This is a genomic window from Salinimonas lutimaris, assembly GCF_005222225.1.
In the GTDB taxonomy this organism is placed as follows: domain Bacteria; phylum Pseudomonadota; class Gammaproteobacteria; order Enterobacterales; family Alteromonadaceae; genus Alteromonas; species Alteromonas lutimaris.
Genome location: NZ_CP036536.1, coordinates 1,364,404 through 1,385,522, shown reverse-complemented (window position 1 = coordinate 1,385,522; position 21,119 = coordinate 1,364,404). Strand labels below are relative to the sequence as shown.

Genomic DNA, 21,119 nt, shown 5'->3' with positions numbered 1-21,119 from the left:
GCGGGTTTATTCCCACTCAATCGTTGCTGGTGGCTTGCCGGATACATCGTAAACCACGCGGGAAATACCGTCGATTTCATTGATGATACGGTTAGACACCTTGCCCAAAAAGTCATAAGGCAGATGCGCCCAGTGCGCGGTCATAAAGTCGATGGTTTCTACAGCTCGCAGGCTGACTACCCAGTCGTACTTACGGGCATCGCCCATCACGCCAACTGAACGTACTGGCAGGAATACGGTAAATGCCTGACTGACTTTGTGATACAGATCCGCAGCGTGCAACTCCTCAATGAAGATCGCATCTGCGCGGCGCAACAAATCACAGTATTCTTTTTTGATTTCGCCCAGTACCCTAACACCCAGACCTGGTCCCGGGAACGGGTGGCGATACAGCATGTCGTACGGTAGGCCGAGCTCAAGACCAATCTTGCGCACTTCGTCTTTAAACAGTTCACGCAGTGGCTCAACCAGGCCCATCTTCATGTCTTCCGGCAGGCCACCCACATTGTGGTGCGATTTAATCACATGGGCTTTACCAGTGGCAGAGCCTGCTGATTCAATCACATCAGGGTAAATCGTTCCCTGAGCCAGCCATTTTGCATTTTTCAGTTTTGATGCTTCTTCGTCAAATACGCGAACAAACTCGTTACCGATGATTTTCCGCTTAGCTTCAGGGTCGGCTTCACCTTCCAGTGCTCTCAGGAAACGCTCTTCAGCATCCACTTTGATAATGTTCAGGCCAAAGTGATCACCGAACATGTCCATAACCTGCTGCCCTTCGTTTAAACGAAGCAGGCCATTATCAACAAACACACAGGTTAGCTGGTCGCCAATAGCCTGATGCACCAGCATGGCTACCACTGACGAATCGACCCCACCGGACAAACCCAGAACCACGTGATCGCTGCCAACTTTTTCTTTGATACGCGCAATGGCATCTTCAATAATAGCGTCTGGTGTCCACAGTTTTTCACACTGACAGATGTCCATGATGAACTGGGTCAGCAAACGCAGGCCCTGACGGGTATGGGTCACTTCCGGGTGAAACTGTACGCCATAGAATTGCTTTTCTGCGTTATACATCGCCGCATGCGGGCACGATGGTGTTTTAGCGGTAGTCACAAACCCTTCAGGAATGCTTTCTACTTTATCGCCGTGGCTCATCCACACATCCATTAGTGCATTGCCGTTATCGCTCAGATGATCTTCAATTTTGCTCAGAAGCGGGCAAGGATCGGTCACCTCAACCTGGGCATAACCAAACTCACGCTTATTCGAGCCAAATACACCGCCACCCAGTTGCTCGGCCATGGTTTGCATGCCATAGCATACTCCCAGTACAGGCACGCCGGCATTGAACACGTATTCGGGTGCACGGGGTGAGTTCAGCTCTGTAACCGACTCCGGTCCACCGGAAAGAATTATCCCCTGGGGATTAAATTCACGAATTTGTTCCTCGGTGACATCCCATGCCCACAGTTCACAGTAAACACCGATCTCACGCACGCGGCGAGCAATCAGCTGAGTATACTGGGAACCAAAGTCCAGAATCAGTATGCGTTGGTCATGAATATTAGTGGTCATTCTATTTTACCCGTATATAAAACCAGTCAGGCTGGTTTACACCAGCCTGAAAGAAGAAGAGATTTTGTTTTAGCCCAGACGGTAGTTCGGGGCTTCTTTGGTGATGCTCACATCGTGTACGTGAGACTCGCCCATGCCAGCCGAGGTCACCTTAACGAATTTGGCTTCGTTACGCAGAATATCGATCGTTCCGCAGCCCGTCAGACCCATCGCCGAACGCAAACCACCCATTTGCTGGTGAATGATATTGGCAATTGGACCTTTGTAGGCCACACGTCCTTCGATACCTTCAGGTACCAATTTTTCTGCACTGTCGGAATCCTGGAAGTAACGGTCTGATGAACCATGACGCTGATCCATCGCTCCCAGAGAGCCCATACCACGGTACGACTTAAAATAACGCCCCTGATACAGTTCCACTTCGCCCGGTGCTTCTTCGGTACCGGCCAGCATGCTGCCTACCATCACGCAGCTTGCGCCAGCGGCCAGCGCTTTGGCGATGTCGCCTGAAAAACGAATACCACCGTCGGCAATAATCGGTACGCCACTGCCTTCAATCGCATCTACTGCGTCTGATACAGCGCTGATCTGAGGTACACCTACACCGGTAACAATACGGGTAGTACAAATTGAACCCGGGCCGATACCCACTTTTACGGCATCTACACCTGCATCCACCAGCGCTTTAGCGCCTGCGGCAGTGGCCACATTACCGGCAATAATTTCCAGTTCAGGGTAGTCTTTACGTACCTTCGCCACACGGTCGATAACACCTTGTGAATGGCCGTGGGAGGTATCAATCAGCAGTACGTCGACACCAGCTTCAACCAACAGCGCGATGCGCTCGTCAGTGCCAGGACCAACACCTACCGCCGCTCCAACGCGCAAGCGACCCAGTGAGTCTTTACACGCATTAGGCTTGCTTTCGGCTTTTTGGAAATCTTTTACTGTGATCAAACCGGTCAGCTTGAAGTTGTCGTCCACCACCAGGATTTTTTCAATCCGGTTGGCGTGCATCAGTTCCAGCACCTGTTCAGAGCTGGCACCTTCTTTCACTGTGACCAGTTTGTCTTTGCCCGTCATAATTTTACTGACTGGCAATTCAAGACGATTTTCAAAGCGCATATCCCGGCCGGTAACAATACCCACCAGATTATTGCTTTTATCTACCACAGGAAAACCTGAGTAGCCCATACGTTTGCTAAGCGTCAGCACTTCACCCAGCTGAGCATCTTCTGATACTGTGACCGGGTCAGACACTACACCACTTTCGTATTTTTTCACTTCACGAACGTGACGTGCCTGCTCTTCAGCTTGCATGTTCTTATGTACAAAGCCAAGCCCGCCTTCCTGAGCCAGAGCAATGGCAAGGCGCGCCTCAGTAACCGTATCCATGGCAGCTGACACCATAGGAATGTTCAGCGTAATATTCCGGGTTAATTTAGTCTGCAGATTTGCAGTATGCGGAAGGACTTCTGAATGGCCGGGAACCAGCAATACATCATCAAAAGTCAGGGCTTCTTGGACGATTCGGAGCATGCAAAAACACCTTTTTGGTTTAGGGTTAATTGCGGCGCAATTGTAGTGTTTTTTGACTTTGAGGTAAACTGTATTCGACTTTTCTCAATAAGATTTTTTTGCCCATGTTATTTACAGCGCCTTCAACCAATCGCCAGATCCTCACCGTAACCAAGCTCAATCGCCTGGCCAGAACGATTCTGGAAGGCGAGATCGGGCTTATCTGGCTGTCAGCAGAGATATCCAATTTTGTCTGTGCCGCTTCAGGACACTGGTATTTTACTTTAAAAGACAACAAAGCCCAGGTGCGAGCGGCTATGTTTAAAAACACGAATCGCAGCGTCAGACAGCGCCCCAAAGAAGGAGATAAAGTACTGGTACGAGCATCCGTTGGCTTATATGAGCCGCGTGGTGACTACCAGCTTGTCATTGAACACCTCGAGCATGATGGCGAGGGCCAGCTTAAACAGGCATTCGAAGCACTGAAAATGCGCCTGCAAGGTGAAGGCTGGTTTGCGCCGGAGCGTAAGCAGGCTTTACCGGAGGTAATTCGCCGCATAGGAATTATTACCTCTTCAACAGGTGCTGCCCTGCATGATGCACTAACGGTACTCAAGCGACGTAGCCCGGCTACGCAGGTCGTTGTGTATCCAAGTATGGTGCAAGGCGAAAGCGCTCCTGCGCAGCTGATTCAGGCGCTGGAAACTGCCAACCGGCGTAACGAAGTTGATGTTATCCTGCTCACCCGGGGCGGCGGGTCTCTGGAGGATTTGTGGTGCTTTAACAATGAGCAGCTGGCTTATGCCATCGCCGAGAGCCGGTTACCGGTTGTCAGCGCGGTGGGCCACGAAGTGGATGTCACTATTGCTGATTTTGTAGCTGACCTGCGGGCACCTACCCCGTCAGCCGGCGCTGAGCTGCTGAGCCTGGATAGCAAGGCTATTCTTGATACAATTGGTCAGCGCATCAGCGCCCTTAACCGGGCCTGGCTGGCTAATTATCGTCAGCAGCAGCACCGACTGAATGTTTTGCAACAGCGCCTGAAAGCCTGCCATCCGTCAAACCGACTGCATACCCAGTCGCAGCATGTTGACCGCTTACAAATGTCACTGTCACATCGTATCAGCAGCATTGTGGCCGGCAAACAGCGCCAGCATGAACAGCTGACCAACCGCCTGTTTCGCCAGCACCCTGGTGCTACGCTAAGCCGGCTGTCGGACAAACGGGCAAATCTGCATCATCGTTTGACCAGCGCCATGCAAAAACAGCTTATTAACGAGGGCAAACGTCTGGGCAATACGGTTGCCCTGCTCCAATCGGTGAGTCCTCTGTCTACCCTTGCCCGCGGCTACAGCATCACCTTTGCTGATAAAACACCGGTGACCACCATCGACTCGGTTAACACCGGCGACACCATCACCACCCGGGTGGCTGATGGCGAAATTGAGAGCCAGGTGATTAGTAAGCATAAAGTGTTGTAGTGCGCCGTCGTTTCCCTGATACACCCCGTCGTCCCCGCGAAAGCGGGGATCTCCTCAACAGACTGGCTGATTGAAATCATCCTTTTGCTTAGGTAGTCAGGTTCCAAGGAGATCCCGGTTTGCACTTCGCGCCCTAGGGACGACGGGTAGAATTACCCACTACAGGGTATACGAAGAAAGAAACGCTTTTTGGCCCCTTTAAGCTCATGGGCTTTAGATGAACAGATAAGCAAAAGCAAATCTCATCACGGATGATGAGATAAGGACAAGAGGGACACGGATGTCCCTTTTGGCCCGGTTGGTTTTGCCTGTTCATCTAAAGCGCAGCGTTGAGCGCACAGGGGCAGCGTGGGAGTCCAGAGGGTAATCGCCATTACCCTCTGGTTGCCGCCGGTCAACACTGGCAAAAGGTGGTAAACCTGCGATATACAATTAATCACTTATGTCACTAACGAAGCGTTGAGCCCGGTTAGTCAAGTACCAAGGAGATCCCTGATAGCCCTTCGGGCTTCAGGGACGACGGAATTATTGTTGCTGCTGCGCGGTTAAGGGACGACGATGAATGGTGGCAGCCTTGTGTAGAGCTAACTGATACATCATCCTCGTCGTCCCCGCGAAAGCGGGGATCTCCTTAACAGGCTGGCTGATTCAAATCATCCTTTTGCTTAGGTAGTTATGTCCCAGGGAAATCCCGGTTTGCACTTCGCGCCCCAGGGACGACGGGTAGAATTACCCACTACAGGGTATACGAAGAAAGTAACGCTTTTGAGCCCCTTTAAGCTCATGGGCTTTAGATGAACAGATAAGCAAAAGCAAATCTCATCACGGATGATGAGATAGGGACAAGAGGGACACGGATGTCCCTTTTGGCCCGGTTGATTTTGCCTGTTCATCTAAAGCGCAGCATTGAGCGCACAGGGGTAGCGTGGGAGTCCAGAGGGTAATCGCCATTACCCTCTGGTTGCCGCCGGTCAACACCGGCAAAAGATGGTAAACCTGCGATATACAATTAATCACTTATGTTACTAACGAAGCGTTGAGCCCGGTTAGTCAAGTACCAAGGAGATCCCTGATAGCCCTTCGGGCTTCAGGGACGACGGAATTATTGTTGCTGCTGCGCGGTTAAGGGACGACGATGAATGGTGGCTGCCTTGTGTAGAGGTAACTGATACATCATCCTCGTCGTCCCCGCGAAAGCGGGGAGCTCCTCAACAGACTGGCTGATTCAAATCATCCTTTTGCTTAGGTAGTCATGTCCCAGGGATATCCCGGTTTGCACTTCGTTCCCCCGGAATGATGGGTGGGGTTATTAACCACCGGATATTTGAAGAAAAAATGCTTTTGAGCCCCTTTAAGCTCATGGGATTTAGATGAACAGATAAGCAAAAGCAAATCTCATCACGGATGATGAGATAGGGACAAGAGGGACACGGATGTCCCTTTTTGCCCGGTTGATTTTGCCTGTTCATCTAAAGCGCAGCGTTGAGCGCACAGAGGCAGTGTGGGAGTCCAGAGGGTAATCGCCATTACCCTCTGGTTGCCGCCGGTCAACACCGGCAAAAGATGGTAAACCTGCGATATACAATTAATCACTTATGTCACTAACGAAGCGTTGAGCCCGGTTAGTCAAGTACCAAGGAGATCCCTGATAGCCCTCCGGGCTTCAGGGACGACGGAATTATTGTTGCTGCTGCGCGGTTAAGGGACGACGATGAATGTTGGCTGCTTTGAGTAGAGGTAACTGATACATCATCCCCCTCGTCCCCGCGAAAGCAGGAATATCCTCAACAGACTGGCTGATTCAAATCATCCTTTTGCTTAGGTCGTTATGTCCCTTTAGGCCCGGTTGCACTATTTGCCCCCGGGATGACTAGGTTATTATTGCGAGGAAGACGGTGGAACCATGTCAGTGAGGGAAGTGACGTTACAACTACTTCCCTTTTTTATGATAGGACATCAGGCGATTACGTTTGCGCTGCTGCGCCAGCGTAAGCTGATTTTTCTTGCCTTCAAACGGGTTGGCCCCTTCACGAAATTCAATACGAATGGGCGTGCCCATTACATTGAGTGAACGGCGGTAATAATTCATCAAAAAGCGCTTGTACGAACCCGGTAAATCATCCACTTGGTTACCGTGGATGACGATCACCGGCGGGTTGTAGCCCCCCGCGTGTGCGTATTTCATTTTCACCCGGCGGCCGCGTACCATAGGTGGCTGATGCTCGTCCTGCGCCATTTCCATAATCTGGGTCAGCATGGAGGTGTTGATACGCTTAGTGGCGCTTTCATATGCTTCGATCACAGACTCAAACAGATTACCTACCCCAGAGCCGTGGAGTGCAGAGATAAAGTGCAGACGGGCAAAATCAACAAAACCCAGACGACGGTCCAGCTCACGCTTGATTTCATCTTTGATATCCGTATCCAGACCATCCCACTTGTTCACTGCCATGACCAGTGAACGACCAGAATTAAGAATAAAACCAAGCAGGCTCAGGTCCTGATCAGAGATACCTTCACGGGCATCCACCACCATCAGTACCACGTTAGACTCTTCAATGGCCTGCAGGGTTTTTACAATCGAGAATTTTTCTACCGCTTCGCTGACTTTACGGCGTTTACGCACCCCGGCGGTATCAATAATGATGTAGTCCTGCTCATCCCGTTCAAACGGAATGTAGACACTGTCGCGGGTTGTGCCCGGCATGTCATAAACCACTACCCGCTCTTCACCCAGAATACGGTTAGTCAGGGTAGATTTGCCTACATTCGGCTTACCCACAATGGCCAGTTTTATCGGCAGGCTTTGCAGGCGTTCCAATTGCTCTTCGGCAGACAGGTTATGCTCTTCTTTAGGGGCTACATCCATACCAGGGAAGTCGTCGCTTAACGGGGTTAAGGACGTTTCCAGCAACTGGGATACACCACGGCCATGGGCGGCCGCAATCTGGTAGATATTCCCAAGACCCAACCGGTAGAACTCAGCGCTTTCACTGGTGCCATCAATGCCATCGACTTTATTGGCCACCAGATACACTTTTTTGTTTACTTTGCGCAGGTGTTCAGCAATGGCCTGGTCGCCAGGCATCAGGCCAGCACGGGCATCCACCATAAACAGCACCACGTCGGCTTCGTCAATGGCAAGCAGTGACTGACGCGCCATATGCTCATCAATGCCTTCTTCATCGCCGGTGATACCGCCGGTATCCACCACGATGAATTGCTTTTTATCATAAGTTGCCTGGCCGTATTTACGATCGCGGGTCAGACCGGGGTAATCTGCTACCAGGGCATCCCGGGTATTGGTCAGACGATTAAACAGCGTGGATTTTCCGACATTGGGCCGGCCCACCAGTGCAACTACAGGCAACATTAATGTATTCCTACATGAGTTTTAAAACAGACAAACAGGCCGCGATCAAGCGCGGCCTGTGCATAGATTGGCGTATTATAGCGATAAACAGCCTCAGCGTCAGCCTGCTTACCGCCCCTGCTTAATGAAACAGGTTATTTTGGTGAGGTAATGGTCGCAACGGTGCCGTCACGGGTAATAGCAACAATGTTATCTTTGACGTTCAGCGGTGACACATATACTGATTCATCTTCATCGTCACCACCCAAATCATAACGGGCAACCACTTTTCCTGACTCCTGCTCTAACCAGTGCAGGTAGCCCCACTTGTCACCCACCACCAGGTAGTCACCGGCCGGCGTGGCTTCGGTCAGGTTACGCTTTTTCATTGAGCTTTGTGACCACAGTTCTACCCCGTTACGGCGGTCGAGGCCATATACAACAGAGTTGTTGTCAACCACAAACAAGCTGTTCCCTTCCATCGAGATATCACGGTACGAGCCGTATTCACGCTTCCAGATAACCCGGCCACTACGCAGTTCAACTGCCGCCAGCGTGCCGTTGTATGAAATAGCATAAACAATACCGCCATACAGCAATGGGGTGACATCCACATCAACAATACGTTCCAGCTCTGTCGCGCCGGACGGTTTGGTAATCGCCGTTTCCCACGCCACCAGACCCGACTCCAAAATGTTGACCTGAATTTTACCCGTTGCCGTACCGATGATTGCCCCCCCATTGGCGGCCACCGGTGAAGAGATACCGCGCAAAGTCAGCGGCGGTACATCACCTTCGTGCACCCACTGCTGCTCACCGGATTCTACATCCAGTCCGAACAGGGTGCCGGCACCGGTATTCACTACCACCATGCCTTCAGCCACCGAGGGTGCCGAAAGCACTTCACCTTCAACCTCACTGGTCCATTTGGTTTCACCCGTTTTGGTATCCAGCGCGATAACACTGCCATTTTCAGTGCCAACAATCAGTGTACCGTTATATTCAACCAGACCACCGATACGGGCTGAGCGACCTGAGCGCCACAGTTTGGCAATGGAGTCCCACCAGCCGTCGCCGTCAAAGATGGCAAAATCCCGTTCCCACAGGCTGTCGCCGTTATCAGGATTCAGTGCTTCCACCTCACCATGACGGCTGGCTACAAAAATTTTGTCATCGCCGTACACCGGACGTAAGCGAGAGAAATAATCTTCAATGCCGTCGCCAACGGAGGTATCCCAAACCAGCTCGGGCTCAAATTGTTCATCAATGGGTTTTAACGTACGAATTTCGATCTCTTCGTCGTCTGCAAACCAATTAGAAATTGTTGTACAGCCAGATAATGTCACCGACATTACCATGGCCAGACCTACTGCGCGTGAAACCCGGCCTTTACGGCCACACGTTAATCCTGACAAATCAGCTACCTCTTGGACGGTTTATTATGAGCCAGTGGCTACAGACAGATTATCCAGCTTCATCTGAACCAGCTGATTCTGGTCATCAGCTTCCAGCGCTTCGGTGTACGCCGTACGCGCATCATCCATTTTGGCCTGCTGCACAAAGGCATCACCTTTAATTTCAGCAACCAGCGCCTTAAAAGACTCATCGTTAATGGCGTTTAAAGTGTTCAGGGCCTGATCCGCTTGTTGCTGCTGAATCTGAACCCGGGCCAGACGAACGCCCGCCAGTGATTTAAGATGTTTATCACTGGTGGTATCCATGACCTGTTTAAGCTGGCTGGCAGCACCGTCCAGGTTGTTGTCGTTAACCATTTTGCCAGCCAACACTAAACCGGCAATATTGCTATAGCCTGTATCAGGGTGCTTGCTGATAAACTGCTCAACACTATTCGCGCCATCGTTTTCAAGCTGTTCAATTGCACTCTGGTACTGAGCTGAAGCCTGTTCTTTGGCTTCAATCTGGGTGTCGCTGTAATAGCGCCAGCCCCACAAGCCCCCCAGCCCCAGCACGGCACCGACGATAATCGCAGTACCATTGTCTTTCCAGAATCGTTTTATCGCTTCAACTTGTTGTTCTTCTGTAGCGAACTGTTCCATTTCAACCTCTACTTATGCTTACCTGCCGTACTTACGGCCAGCGAAATCTGTTAATCCAACACCTGAGCCAGTACACCCGGTAGATCAGCCAGCGCTACGGTACGTTGCTCCTGTCCGTCACGCAAGGGTTTAATCGTCACCTGACGCTGCTGCGCTTCTTCACTTCCCAGCAACAGGGCAATGCCCGCGCCGGTTTTGTCTGCACGCTTCAGCTGCTTTTTCATATTACCGCCACCGCAGTGCATCATCACGCGGGTTTCTGGCATGGCATCACGCAGTTGCTCAGCCACTTCCACCGCATAAGCTGTGGCATCATCGCCCAGAGCAGTAACATACACATCCGCGCTGCTGGTGATTTGCTCATCTGCTTTTAAAGTGGTGAGCAGCAGTACCAGGCGCTCAATCCCCATGGCAAAGCCGACTGCCGGCGTTGATTTACCACCCAGCTGTTCCACCAGGCCATCGTAACGCCCACCGGCACATACCGTGCCCTGCGAGCCCAGGCTGTCTGTGACCCACTCAAAAACAGTCCGGTTGTAATAATCAAGACCACGCACCAGACGTGGATTAACCACATATTCGATACCCGCCTGCGTTAATCGTTCACATAAAAGTGAAAAATGTTGGGCAGATTCTTCATCCAGGTGATCAAGCAGTGACGGCGCGCCTTCCAGCGCTTTTTGCACATCCGGGTTTTTGCTGTCCAGCACGCGCAGCGGATTTGACTCCATGCGACGACGGGAATCTTCATCCAGCTGATCAGCACGGGCTTTTAAGAAGTCGATAAGCGCGTCACGATACGCCTGACGGGCTTCGTTTGAACCCAAGGAATTGATTTCCAGTTTCACATGCTCGGCAATACCGAATGCTTTCCACAGCCGGGCGCTGAGCAGAATAACCTCTACATCAATGTCAGGGCCGGTCATCCCATAGGTTTCTACACCAAACTGGTGGAACTGGCGATACCGCCCTTTTTGCGGCCGCTCGTGGCGGAACATAGGTCCCATATACCATAAACGCTGCTGCTGATTGTACAGTAAGCCATGCTCGTTGCCGGCCCGTACACAGCTGGCTGTGCCTTCCGGGCGCAGCGTCAGGCTGTCACCGTTGCGGTCTTCAAACGTGTACATTTCTTTTTCAACGATATCGGTCACTTCGCCGATAGAGCGTTTGAACAGGTCGGTACTTTCGACGATAGGCGTACGAATTTCCTGATAACCATAATTGGCTACCACTTGTCGTAACGTTGCTTCTACTTGCTGCCAGGTACCGGATACTTCCGGCAGGCAGTCATTCATTCCGCGAATAGCCTGTATTGTTTTAGCCACCTGAATTTCTCATACTGCTGATAAATAAAAGCCCCGCATTATAGGGGCTTTACTGTGAAACAACAATCACTGCCACGGTATGGGCAGTGGACAATTATTCTTTAATCGCGATATCAATTTTACGCGATTCATCCAGCTGATTGGCTTTGGCCCGGATACGGGCTTCCAGCTGATCGACCAGCTCGTCATTTTTCAGACGTTCTTTCTGGCGCTTACCATCCACATAATAACCGCTCATATTGCGGGCCCCGGTCAGCCCCAGGTCTGACACCTCGGCTTCGCCCGGCCCGTTCACTACACAGCCAATAATGGACACATCCATGGGTGTCACAATATCTTCTAAGCGCTGTTCCAGCGCATTGACCGTGCCGATAACATCAAACTCCTGGCGCGAACAGCTTGGGCAGGCAATAAAGTTAATTCCCCGGGAACGGATACGCAGCGACTTAAGAATATCAAAGCCCACTTTAATCTCTTCGACCGGATCGGCGGCCAGCGATACCCGTAACGTATCCCCAATGCCTTCAGCCAGCAGCATACCCAGACCCACAGCGCTTTTCACTGAACCTGCACGCATACCGCCAGCTTCGGTGATGCCGAGGTGAAGTGGCTGGTCAATTTTCTGGGCCAGCAGGCGATACGCCCCCACGGCTAAAAAGACATCAGAGGCTTTTACACTGACCTTAAACTGGTCAAAGTTCAGCTTATCGAGAATATCCACATGACGCATCGCAGACTCGACCAGCGCTTCAGGCGTCGGCTCGCCGTATTTTTCCTGAATGTCTTTTTCTAAAGAGCCGCCGTTAACTCCAATCCGGATGGGAATATTTTTGTCTTTGGCGCAATCAACCACCGAGCGAATCCGCTCCATATTACCGATGTTGCCGGGATTAATCCGCAAACAGTCAACCCCGTAATCGGCCACTTTCAAGGCTATCCGGTAATCAAAATGGATATCGGCCACCAGGGGCACCGAGACCTGTTTCCGAATTTCTTTAAACGCTTCGGCAGCGTCCATGGTCGGTACAGACACCCGCACAATCTCACCGCCCACCGCGGCAATCCGATTGATTTGAGCAACGGTTGCGTCAACGTCGGTGGTCAGCGTATTGGTCATCGACTGAACCGCAATGGGCGCCCCATCACCAATGGGTACATTGCCCACATTGATACGGGTGGACTTTCTGCGTTTAATCGGACTTTCTGCAAACATGTTTATTCCTGCATCGGTAAGGTAAAGCGCGCGGTACGGCCATTCTGATATTTTGAAATATCAACCGTTTGCCCTGCATAGGTCACGGCAACCTGATCCGGCGCGCCCAGCGTCACTTTAATCGGTGGCTGGCCTGTCACCTGCATGGTGCGGCCCGCACGTTTTGTACCATGGGCAAGCTGTTCACCCGTGGAATCAGTAATACTAACCCAGCAATCTTCCCCAAAAGTGAAGGCCATGGCCACCGGCGAAGAGCCTGACTGGCTTTGCTCACTGGCCTCTGACGGCGCCTCTGTCACCGCGCTGTCAGTCTGAACACTGGTCGTTGTTGCATCATTATTTTGCGCAGTATCGTTACCGGTTACGTTACTCACGGTTTCAGCGGCTTTCTGCGCGGCGCCGGAGGCCGCATTGCGGGCAATGCGCATGGCATCTTCGGCCACATCCTGAGTATCCTGAGCAGCCCCCCGTTCACTGGCTTGCTGAACAATCACGGTGTCCTCATCGTCAGCGGCGCTGTCGTCCTGCTGATACCACCAGGCAACCACACCGGCAATGATCAAAAACAGGATAACCCAGGTGACCATCATCCAGCGATCATCATGAGCCTGTTTGGCCACTCTTTGAGAAAAGCTCTGCAGCTGGGCAGATGACTTAGGAGTTGAATGAATACGGTCAAACTCCTCGATAATCATAACATGATCAAGCCCCAGCAGTTTGGCGTAATTGCGCACATAACCTTTGGTGAAAGTGACCGACATTGTCCCGTCGATTTTATCCTGTTCCAGGGCTTCAACGGTGGCAGGCTTAACATAAATCTTACTGGCCACATCATTCTGGGTCAGGCCCTGTTGTTCGCGGGCGCGTTTTAACAGGGCACCAGGGCCAGACAGCGACTCCTGATAGGATGCATCCTGATCGAATTGTTGTGCCGCTGATGTGTCCGTTAGGTCTTCTGGTTTCATTCAACTACCTAGTAATTATCTTTGCTCAGGAGGAACAAGCCAAAGCTGGTCATCCACTTCTAACGAAGAGGTATCCAGATGCGGATTCCAGGCTTCAAGGCTGCTCAATTTAATGTTGTATTTAACCGAGATACGGTACAGGTTCTCATGCTTGCGAACAATGTGAACGCGACTATTTTCAGTCGTTTGACGTCGTTTTTCATTGCCCTGCACGCTTTGTGAGCGATTAGATTCTGCCAGCATCGCTGTTAATGAATGAGTGGTGCCTGATACTGATTCTTTTGTGGTACGGGTAATATCAGGCAGCGTACCGAACTGTTTTTCGTAGGCTTTGGCCTGAGCACTGTCAGGATACAGCGTCTTTAGCATTTCACCGTACTGCTGCCGGCCTTCCAGATCTTTCTTCCCATCGGCAATACGTACAGCCAGCCAGATAGACTCAGGGGTTACCCGCCCCATCCGGCGATAACGGTCCAGCCGCTTCTGCGCTTCATCCCAGTTGCCGGTGGCGATATATTCCTCGGTCAGCAACAGCATGGTGCGGGTTCGCGAAGGCTGATGGTTCAGGGCGCTACGAAAATAATCGATAGCCTGTTGATGATTACCCTGTTTCTGAGCACACAGCCCCATATTTTCATAGGTCAGTACGGTATTGGCATAACGCTGGTTTGAGACGGCCTGATCAAAATAATTAAATGCTGTCGCAAAATCGCCCTGCTCGCACAGGTACGCCCCATAACTGTTGGCGATATCAGCATCGTCAGGGGCCAGGTCCAGCGCACTGGTGTAATACTCGCGGGCGCGGGCATCTTCTTCCACCTGCTGATAATAGTACGCCATAGCATAATGGGCATCGGCCAGGCGCGGAGCAAAGTCAATAGCAGTGTCGAGGTTTTCCTTGGCCTGGGAATACTTACCATTTTTTAGGTAAGTCAGCCCCAGCGAGACCCGGGTTTTCGCGGCCTGCTCAGTATCAAAGTCGTCGCTGAGCAAGCCCGGCTGTGACTGGCTGACACAGCCACTGAGCACCAACACACATGCGATAAGTATCCTACGCATCCACTGCTACCTCCCTATAGTTCAGATTACTGCGCTATTTTTACCGATATTTGCTCGCCTTTCAGCTGTTTTTTCAGCATCCGCTTAGTCCGATCGGCCACATCCCCGACCAGCTGGCCACAGGCGGCGTCAATATCGTCACCACGGGTTTTACGTACCACCACGGTAAAGCCATATTCCATCAGTACCTTGGCAAAGCGATCCATCCGGGAGTTAGACGAACAGGTATACGGTGAGCCCGGATACGGGTTAAACGGGATCAGGTTAATTTTGCTTGGCGTATCTTTAAGCACCTTGGCCAGCTCATGCGCCTGCTCAGTGCTATCGTTGATGTGCGAAAGCATCACGTACTCTATCGTCACCCGGCCCTGATTCGCCTTTGATTTACCCAGATAGCGGCGTACACCGGCCAGGAATTCTTCGATATTGTACTTTTTGTTGATGGGCACAATTTCGTTACGCAGTTCATCGTTTGGCGCATGCAGTGAAATCGCCAGCGCAACATCAATCATATCACCCAGCTTGTCCAGCGCAGGAACAACACCAGATGTGCTTAAAGTAACCCGGCGTTTAGACAGACCAAAACCATAATCATCCAGCATGATTTCCATAGCCGGGACCACATGCTTAAGGTTCAGCAGGGGCTCGCCCATGCCCATCATGACCACGTTGGTCACCGGTCGTTTGCCGCTGTCGTTCGACAAGCCCAGGAACGTGGCTACCCGCCATACCTGACCAATAATCTCACTGCACGTCAAATTACGATTAAAGCCCTGCTGCGCCGTTGAACAGAATGTACATTCCAGCGCACAGCCAACCTGAGAAGACACGCACAGCGTAGCCCGGTCAGTTTCCGGAATCCACACGCTTTCCACTTCCTGACCGCCTTCCAGCGCCAGTACAAACTTAATGGTGCCGTCGCTGGCTTCCTGAAAATACGCGATCTCAGGCGCTTTCACTTCACAGTGTTCTTCCAGCTTAGCGCGCAGGTTCTTATTGATGTTAGACATTTCAGCAAAGTCACTAACGCCATGGTGATAAATCCACTTCATGACCTGATCGGCACGAAATGGTTTTTCGTCAATCTCCTTGAAGAACGCGCGCAAACCTTCGCGGTTGAGATTTAACAAGTTAGTTTTAGCCATAAGACGACGGACCTTACCTTAAATAAAAAATTCTGTGCATCACGAGCGCCGGTACATGCGATAGCAAGACCATCGGGACGATCGTTCAAAAATTGGTCGCGAATTTTACCACACCACACAGGCGGGTAAAAGCGCATAACACCGCTGCGGTAAAAAACCGCAGCGACAAAAAAGGAGAGCATCTGCTCTCCTTTTTTAGTCTGCTTAGCAACGTTTAATTAACGAGTGCGTGGGCAGATTTCCTCTTCAGAGAAGAAGTAAGCGATTTCGCGAGCAGCAGATTCTGGCGCATCAGAACCGTGTACTGCGTTTTCGTCGATAGACGCTGCATAGTCAGAACGCAGAGTACCCGCTGCTGCGTCTGCCGGGTTAGTTGCACCCATGATTTCACGGTTTTTCGCAATCGCGTTTTCACCTTCCAAAACCTGAACCATTACCGGGCCAGACGTCATGAAGTCTACCAGGGCGCCAAAGAAAGGACGCTCTTTATGCTCAGCATAAAAACCTTCTGCCTGTTCTTTGCTCAGGTGAACCATTTTAGACGCTACAATGCGCAGGCCTGCAGTTTCAAAGCGGTTGTAGATTGCGCCGATAACATTTTTTGCTACCGCGTCAGGCTTAACGATCGAAAAAGTACGCTCTAGAGCCATTTTTCTTTTCTCCGATAATGTCTTAAAAATTTTGGCCGCGAATTATAGGCAATTCTTAACGGCTTGACCAGTGCTGATACGCACCAGCGCAGAAATAGTTGTCAATATCCGTAAATCAGTTCGCTACGCTACCACAGAGTTAATGACACATGAATGACAGCATAGCAGTTAACCGCTTAATGAGCCTGATGGCGGGCCAGTGTCTGGATCTGACCAACAATGGCCCGTAACCCGTTGCCCCGGGTCGGGCTGATGTGACGTTCTAAATCCAGTTCAGTGAAGTAGCCATCAATATCAAACGCCAGAATTTCTTTTGGCGTTTTATTGTTGTAAGCGGCCAGTACCAGTGCCAATAAGCCCTGTACAATCACCGCATCACTGTCTACATCAAACTGAATGCGGTCGTTTTCAACCCGTGACATCATCCACACTGAGCTCTGGCAACCTTTAACCAGCCGCTCAGGCAGCTTTTGTTCTTCGGTTAAACCCGGAATCGCTTTGCCCAAATCAATAATGTACTGATAGCGCTGCTCCCAGTCATCAAAGAATTCCAGATCGTCGATGATGTCCTGACTACTTGGTAAATCCATAATCTTCTTTTTACACTCTATTTGTCACAAGGCTAGAAAAACAGACCAGCTTCCAGCTGCGCTTCTTCACTCATCATTTCACGGGACCAGGCCGGGTCGAACACCAGTTCAACATTGACCTTCTTCACATTAGGAACCATACCTACCCGGTATTCAACATCCCCTACCAATACAGGCCCCATACCGCAGCCAGGCGCAGTCAGGGTCATATCAATGTTAACCTCAGCGGTGTCAGCATCAATGGCGACTTTATAAATCAGCCCCAGCGACACCAGGTTAATCGGAATCTCCGGATCATAGATCGTTTCCAGCGCTTCCCATACCTGATCTTCACTGATACTGCCATCTTCAGGCGCTGTAAAATCAATGACCTGAGGCTTGCGGCCAATAGCATCGGCGTCGGTGCCGTCAATGCGAAACATATTGCCACGCCAGGTAATCGTAAAATTACCGCCCAGTTCCTGGGTAATGGTGACAAATTCACCCGCCGGGAGTGTTTTCACATCACCGGCAGGCACCAGACGTACTGTACAGTCACGCTCGGTGACCACCATCTTTTGTGCTGGCATTAACCCTTAACCTATATTAAAGCTTTCACCACAACCGCACTCGTCAACGACGTTCGGGTTGTTGTATTTAATAATGCCGTTCACGCCCTCGGTCACATAGTCAATTTCGGTGCCGCGCACCAAATCGGCCGCATCTTTAGATACCGCCACATTAACGCTATCCCCGGCTACCAGCGTTTCATCACCCTCTTGCGGTGCATCAGCAAAATCCAGCAAATAAGCATAACCGGTACATCCGCTTACCTTGGTCGACAGGCGAATCCAGCTCTTATCAGCACTGGCCAGCTTTTTGGTAAAGTGAGTGATCGCTGTGTCAGTCAGCGTGACCACTGTTTTACTGGGAACAAAAGTTTCAACACTCATCAGTTTCTCCTGTTATGCCAGCATCATCTGCGCTTTTTTCAGCGCAGCAAATAAGGCATCTACTTCATCCAGGGTGTTGTAAATAGAAAACGACGCCCGGGCTGTACCTGGGATGCCCAGCCGTTTCATCAGAGGTTGCGCGCAGTTATCGCCGGTGCGAATTGCCACACCCTGCCGATCCAGAATAAAGCCCACATCAGCTGGGTGTGCGCCCTCCAGCAAAAAGCTCATCACACCGATTTTATCCGGTGCGGTGCCAATCACACGCAAGCCCTCAAAGGCCGCCGCCTGTTCATGAGCACTGGCTAACAACGCTTTTTCATGGGTCTGTACCGCCACTTTATCAAGCCCGGAAAACCAGTTTAATGCCGCCGCCAGACCAATCGCACCAGCAATATTAGGCGTACCGGCTTCCAGACGATTGGGCAGCGCGCCCCAGCTGGCATCCTGATAAGTCACATCGCTTATCATCTCTCCGCCAACCAGCCAAACCGGCCAGTCGGCCAGAACCGAGGCTTTGCCCCACAGCGCACCCACGCCGGTAGGCGCAAATACCTTGTGGCCGGAAAAGGCATAAAAATCACAGCCAATAGCCTGCACATCCACATCGCCATGGGCAATGCCCTGCGCACCGTCAACCAGCACCAGTGCATCAACGGCTTTGGCTTTGCCAGTCATTTGGGCAATCGGGTTCACCGTGCCCAGCGCATTGGAAACATGCGGAAACGCCACAAACCGGGTGTTCTTATTCAACAGAGTACAGTAAGCTTCAAAATCCAGCTCGCCAGACTCTTTGATTGGCGCCACTTTGAGGGTCGCACCACCTCGTTTGCAGGCCTGCTGCCAGGTAACCAGGTTGGCATGATGTTCCATTTCGGTCACCACTACCTCATCACCAGGGTTAAGCAGCTGCCCTAACCCATTGGCCACCAGATTGATCGCCTCGGTGGTTCCGCTGGTCCAGATAACTTCTTCCCGGCTGTTGGCATTCACAAACAAGGCCACCGTTGAACGGGCATCTTCGTAGAGTCTGGTCGCTTCATCAGACAGCTTATGCGCACCACGATGCACATTAGCATTACAGGTGGTGTAGAACTCCATGATGGCGTCCAGCACCGCCTGCGGCTTTTGTGTCGTCGCGGCATTGTCCAGGTAAACCAGCGGTTTGCCGTCTACCTGACGCTGTAAAATGGGAAATTGCTGGCGCAGGGCCGCAATGTCGAGGCTCATTTGACCTCCATGGTAGCAAAGCGCTCGCTGAGTTTTGGCAGTAACCAGTCACGAATACTGGTTTCAGGGATCTGATTAACCAGTTCCTGAATAAAGCCGAAGTTCAGCATCACCAGTGCTTTGCTACGCGGGATACCGCGGGTCAGCAGATAGAACAAGGCTTCATCATCAATCTCTGCCACTGTGGCACCGTGGGCGCATTTAACATCGTCAGCATAAATCTCAAGCTCAGGCTTGGTATTGATCAGGCCGCGACGAGACAGCAACAGGTTACGGTTATTCAGCTCTGCCAGTGTTTTCTGAGCATCACGATGAATATGAATACGGCCATTGAACACCGCGCGAGCGCGGTCTCCCACTATGCCCCGGGCATTTTCTTCGGTCGTCCCGTTGGGCATGGTGTGCTCAATGTTTGAATGCAGGTCAAACAGCTCGCCTTCGGCCAGCAGATAAACAGCATTCATTTTGGCATCGGCATACTCACCGGCATGAATAATATCCACATCCAGACGAGACAATTCACTGCCATAACCTACTACCGTGCTATTCAGGGTAGACGCATTGCCCAGTTTGAAGTGAGAACCACCAACCTGCTTCGCCGCGCCGGTCATCATAGCAAAACGATAATGCTCCAGATGCGCGTTGTCGCCAATCGCGTATTCGGCAAATGCCGTAGACATACTGCTGGCCTGGCCTTCGGCATGTTCAAAAATACGCGCAGAGGCGCCTTCGCCAATACGGGCAACCACACGGGTGTGTGCATCCACATCCTGCGTTACCAGGTTGGTCACACGAATCACTTTATCCAGCTTTATGCCCGGCGCGATATCAATAAAGATACCCTGCGCTGAGGCCACGTCATTCACCAGACCAAATACGTGACGCTGTGGTTTAACCTGACCGTACAGGCTGCTCACCGCATCCTGCTGAGTCGCATCCAGTTTATCAAATGCCGCAACGGTTACGCCCGCTGGCAAGTCTAATTGTGCGGTGTCGCTGGTCAGCTGACCATCGACAAAAATCAGTTCATAAGCACTCAGGCCATCAATGGCCGGCGCGTCTTGCGCTGGCACCTCGGCGGCTGCCTTAACCGTGCGCTTTTCCACCGATGTCAGTGGTGTAAAACGCCATGCTTCGTTACGACGACCGGGCCAGCCAGCCTGCTCCAGAGAGCTCAGCGCCTTTTTACGCACCGGAGCCAGAAAATCCGATGTTGCAGACGCGCTCTCAATGACCTCAGTTAGCCATTGACTCATGCTTCTGCCTCCTCGTATTTTTTACCCAGGAAAGAATAACCTGATTTTTCCACTTCCATTGCCAGTGACGCATCACCGCTTTTCACGATTTTGCCATCAGCCAGAATATGTACAAAGTCAGGTTTGATGTAGTCCAACAGACGCTGATAATGGGTAACCACGATAAAGCTGCGCTTGCCGTCACGCTGGCTGTTTACACCATCGGCAACCACCTGCAGGGCATCAACGTCCAGACCTGAGTCAGATTCATCCAGAATCGCCAGTTTTGGCTCAAGCAGGATCATCTGCATAATTTCGTTACGCTTTTTCTCGCCGCCAGAAAAGCCTTCGTTAACGCCACGCTTCAGGAAATCCAGTGGTAACTGAACCTGTTTGCAGGCTGCTTTGGCTTTTTTCAGAAAATCAGCAGCGGTCAGCAGCTCTTCGCCCTGTTGTTCACGAATGGCGTTAACTGACTCTTTCATGAATTCCATGTTGCTTACGCCAGGAATCTCAACCGGATACTGGAACGCCAGGAACAGACCCGCCTGGGCGCGCTCTTCTACTTCCATATCCAGCAAGTCGTTGCCTTCCAGCTCAACCTGACCTTCCGACACTTCATAGCCATCACGGCCAGACAGCACATAACCCAGGGTAGATTTGCCGGCACCGTTAGGGCCCATGATAGCGTGCACTTCACCCGGATTAATTTCCAGATCAAGACCTTTAATGATGGCCTTATCTTCTACGCTAGCATGTAAATTTTTAATCTTAAGCATT

General features: G+C 51.4%; 18 protein-coding genes. 1 reads left to right on the top strand and 17 read right to left on the bottom strand.

Annotated elements, in window-relative coordinates; translation table 11 throughout:
• Nucleotides 1-6 precede the first annotated feature (6 nt).
• Complete coding sequence (gene guaA, locus EZV72_RS05810) at nt 7-1,584, bottom strand: glutamine-hydrolyzing GMP synthase (RefSeq protein WP_137166358.1); 1,578 nt, start codon at nt 1,582-1,584, stop codon at nt 7-9.
• 69 nt (nt 1,585-1,653) lie between these two features.
• The gene (gene guaB / locus EZV72_RS05805) at nt 1,654-3,123 is read right to left on the bottom strand and encodes an IMP dehydrogenase (protein ID WP_137166357.1); all 1,470 of its coding nucleotides are present in this window, start codon (nt 3,121-3,123) and stop codon (nt 1,654-1,656) included.
• A gap of 104 nt (nt 3,124-3,227) precedes the next feature.
• Between guaB and xseA the strand changes: the two genes are divergently transcribed.
• Nucleotides 3,228-4,583 (top strand): exodeoxyribonuclease VII large subunit, encoded by a 1,356-nt coding sequence (gene xseA / locus EZV72_RS05800; protein ID WP_137166356.1) that lies wholly within the window; start codon nt 3,228-3,230, stop codon nt 4,581-4,583.
• Nucleotides 4,584-6,513: 1,930 nt separating this feature from the next.
• On the opposite strand, the gene der is transcribed toward xseA, so the two are convergent.
• The 15 genes from der to sufC all read right to left on the bottom strand — a co-directional run bounded on the left by der (nt 6,514) and on the right by sufC (nt 21,118).
• Nucleotides 6,514-7,956, bottom strand: a complete 1,443-nt coding sequence (gene der / locus EZV72_RS05795) for a ribosome biogenesis GTPase Der (RefSeq protein ID WP_137166355.1) — start codon at nt 7,954-7,956, stop codon at nt 6,514-6,516.
• A 134-nt stretch (nt 7,957-8,090) separates the two neighbouring features.
• A complete protein-coding gene (bamB, locus tag EZV72_RS05790; RefSeq protein ID WP_408640839.1) occupies nt 8,091-9,293 on the bottom strand; it encodes an outer membrane protein assembly factor BamB in 1,203 nt (400 codons plus the stop codon).
• A gap of 81 nt (nt 9,294-9,374) precedes the next feature.
• Entirely contained in the window at nt 9,375-9,992 is a 618-nt protein-coding gene (locus EZV72_RS05785; RefSeq protein ID WP_137166353.1) for a YfgM family protein, read from the bottom strand.
• Between the two features lie 50 nt (nt 9,993-10,042).
• The gene (gene hisS / locus EZV72_RS05780) at nt 10,043-11,320 is read right to left on the bottom strand and encodes a histidine--tRNA ligase (RefSeq protein ID WP_137166352.1); all 1,278 of its coding nucleotides are present in this window, start codon (nt 11,318-11,320) and stop codon (nt 10,043-10,045) included.
• A gap of 94 nt (nt 11,321-11,414) precedes the next feature.
• Nucleotides 11,415-12,533, bottom strand: a complete 1,119-nt coding sequence (ispG, locus tag EZV72_RS05775) for a flavodoxin-dependent (E)-4-hydroxy-3-methylbut-2-enyl-diphosphate synthase (RefSeq protein ID WP_137166351.1) — start codon at nt 12,531-12,533, stop codon at nt 11,415-11,417.
• A 2-nt stretch (nt 12,534-12,535) separates the two neighbouring features.
• A complete protein-coding gene (locus EZV72_RS05770; RefSeq protein ID WP_137166350.1) occupies nt 12,536-13,498 on the bottom strand; it encodes a RodZ domain-containing protein in 963 nt (320 codons plus the stop codon).
• Nucleotides 13,499-13,513: 15 nt separating this feature from the next.
• A complete protein-coding gene (gene pilW, locus EZV72_RS05765) occupies nt 13,514-14,557 on the bottom strand; it encodes a type IV pilus biogenesis/stability protein PilW (RefSeq protein ID WP_137166349.1) in 1,044 nt (347 codons plus the stop codon).
• A 26-nt stretch (nt 14,558-14,583) separates the two neighbouring features.
• Complete coding sequence (locus EZV72_RS05760) at nt 14,584-15,702, bottom strand: bifunctional tRNA (adenosine(37)-C2)-methyltransferase TrmG/ribosomal RNA large subunit methyltransferase RlmN (protein WP_137166348.1); 1,119 nt, start codon at nt 15,700-15,702, stop codon at nt 14,584-14,586.
• Nucleotides 15,703-15,920: 218 nt separating this feature from the next.
• The gene (ndk, locus tag EZV72_RS05755) at nt 15,921-16,352 is read right to left on the bottom strand and encodes a nucleoside-diphosphate kinase (RefSeq protein WP_137166347.1); all 432 of its coding nucleotides are present in this window, start codon (nt 16,350-16,352) and stop codon (nt 15,921-15,923) included.
• Between the two features lie 176 nt (nt 16,353-16,528).
• Nucleotides 16,529-16,942, bottom strand: a complete 414-nt coding sequence (locus tag EZV72_RS05750) for a SufE family protein (RefSeq protein ID WP_137166346.1) — start codon at nt 16,940-16,942, stop codon at nt 16,529-16,531.
• A 32-nt stretch (nt 16,943-16,974) separates the two neighbouring features.
• Nucleotides 16,975-17,511 carry a putative Fe-S cluster assembly protein SufT gene (gene sufT / locus EZV72_RS05745; protein ID WP_137166345.1) on the bottom strand — a complete coding sequence of 179 codons (537 nt, stop codon included), beginning with the start codon at nt 17,509-17,511 and terminating at the stop codon, nt 16,975-16,977.
• Nucleotides 17,512-17,517: 6 nt separating this feature from the next.
• A complete protein-coding gene (locus EZV72_RS05740; RefSeq protein WP_137166344.1) occupies nt 17,518-17,874 on the bottom strand; it encodes a HesB/IscA family protein in 357 nt (118 codons plus the stop codon).
• Nucleotides 17,875-17,886: 12 nt separating this feature from the next.
• A complete protein-coding gene (locus EZV72_RS05735; protein ID WP_137166343.1) occupies nt 17,887-19,104 on the bottom strand; it encodes an aminotransferase class V-fold PLP-dependent enzyme in 1,218 nt (405 codons plus the stop codon).
• Complete coding sequence (gene sufD, locus EZV72_RS05730) at nt 19,101-20,360, bottom strand: Fe-S cluster assembly protein SufD (RefSeq protein WP_137166342.1); 1,260 nt, start codon at nt 20,358-20,360, stop codon at nt 19,101-19,103. The genes EZV72_RS05735 and sufD overlap by 4 nt, the downstream gene beginning before the upstream one ends.
• The gene (gene sufC, locus EZV72_RS05725; protein WP_137166341.1) at nt 20,357-21,118 is read right to left on the bottom strand and encodes a Fe-S cluster assembly ATPase SufC; all 762 of its coding nucleotides are present in this window, start codon (nt 21,116-21,118) and stop codon (nt 20,357-20,359) included. The genes sufD and sufC overlap by 4 nt, the downstream gene beginning before the upstream one ends.
• Between the last annotated feature and the right edge of the window lies 1 nt (nt 21,119).

What these genes read in the sequence shown, in the direction of transcription:
- guaA (WP_137166358.1), bottom strand. Translation starts at nt 1,584, where the DNA reads ATGACCACTAATATTCATGACCAACGCATACTGATTCTGGACTTTGGT.
- guaB (WP_137166357.1), bottom strand. Translation starts at nt 3,123, where the DNA reads ATGCTCCGAATCGTCCAAGAAGCCCTGACTTTTGATGATGTATTGCTG.
- xseA (WP_137166356.1), top strand. Translation starts at nt 3,228, where the DNA reads ATGTTATTTACAGCGCCTTCAACCAATCGCCAGATCCTCACCGTAACC.
- der (WP_137166355.1), bottom strand. Translation starts at nt 7,956, where the DNA reads ATGTTGCCTGTAGTTGCACTGGTGGGCCGGCCCAATGTCGGAAAATCC.
- bamB (WP_408640839.1), bottom strand. Translation starts at nt 9,293, where the DNA reads ATGGTAATGTCGGTGACATTATCTGGCTGTACAACAATTTCTAATTGG.
- EZV72_RS05785 (WP_137166353.1), bottom strand. Translation starts at nt 9,992, where the DNA reads ATGGAACAGTTCGCTACAGAAGAACAACAAGTTGAAGCGATAAAACGA.
- ispG (WP_137166351.1), bottom strand. Translation starts at nt 12,533, where the DNA reads ATGTTTGCAGAAAGTCCGATTAAACGCAGAAAGTCCACCCGTATCAAT.
- EZV72_RS05770 (WP_137166350.1), bottom strand. Translation starts at nt 13,498, where the DNA reads ATGAAACCAGAAGACCTAACGGACACATCAGCGGCACAACAATTCGAT.
- pilW (WP_137166349.1), bottom strand. Translation starts at nt 14,557, where the DNA reads ATGCGTAGGATACTTATCGCATGTGTGTTGGTGCTCAGTGGCTGTGTC.
- EZV72_RS05760 (WP_137166348.1), bottom strand. Translation starts at nt 15,702, where the DNA reads ATGGCTAAAACTAACTTGTTAAATCTCAACCGCGAAGGTTTGCGCGCG.
- ndk (WP_137166347.1), bottom strand. Translation starts at nt 16,352, where the DNA reads ATGGCTCTAGAGCGTACTTTTTCGATCGTTAAGCCTGACGCGGTAGCA.
- EZV72_RS05750 (WP_137166346.1), bottom strand. Translation starts at nt 16,942, where the DNA reads ATGGATTTACCAAGTAGTCAGGACATCATCGACGATCTGGAATTCTTT.
- sufT (WP_137166345.1), bottom strand. Translation starts at nt 17,511, where the DNA reads ATGCCAGCACAAAAGATGGTGGTCACCGAGCGTGACTGTACAGTACGT.
- EZV72_RS05740 (WP_137166344.1), bottom strand. Translation starts at nt 17,874, where the DNA reads ATGAGTGTTGAAACTTTTGTTCCCAGTAAAACAGTGGTCACGCTGACT.
- EZV72_RS05735 (WP_137166343.1), bottom strand. Translation starts at nt 19,104, where the DNA reads ATGAGCCTCGACATTGCGGCCCTGCGCCAGCAATTTCCCATTTTACAG.
- sufD (WP_137166342.1), bottom strand. Translation starts at nt 20,360, where the DNA reads ATGAGTCAATGGCTAACTGAGGTCATTGAGAGCGCGTCTGCAACATCG.
- sufC (WP_137166341.1), bottom strand. Translation starts at nt 21,118, where the DNA reads ATGCTTAAGATTAAAAATTTACATGCTAGCGTAGAAGATAAGGCCATC.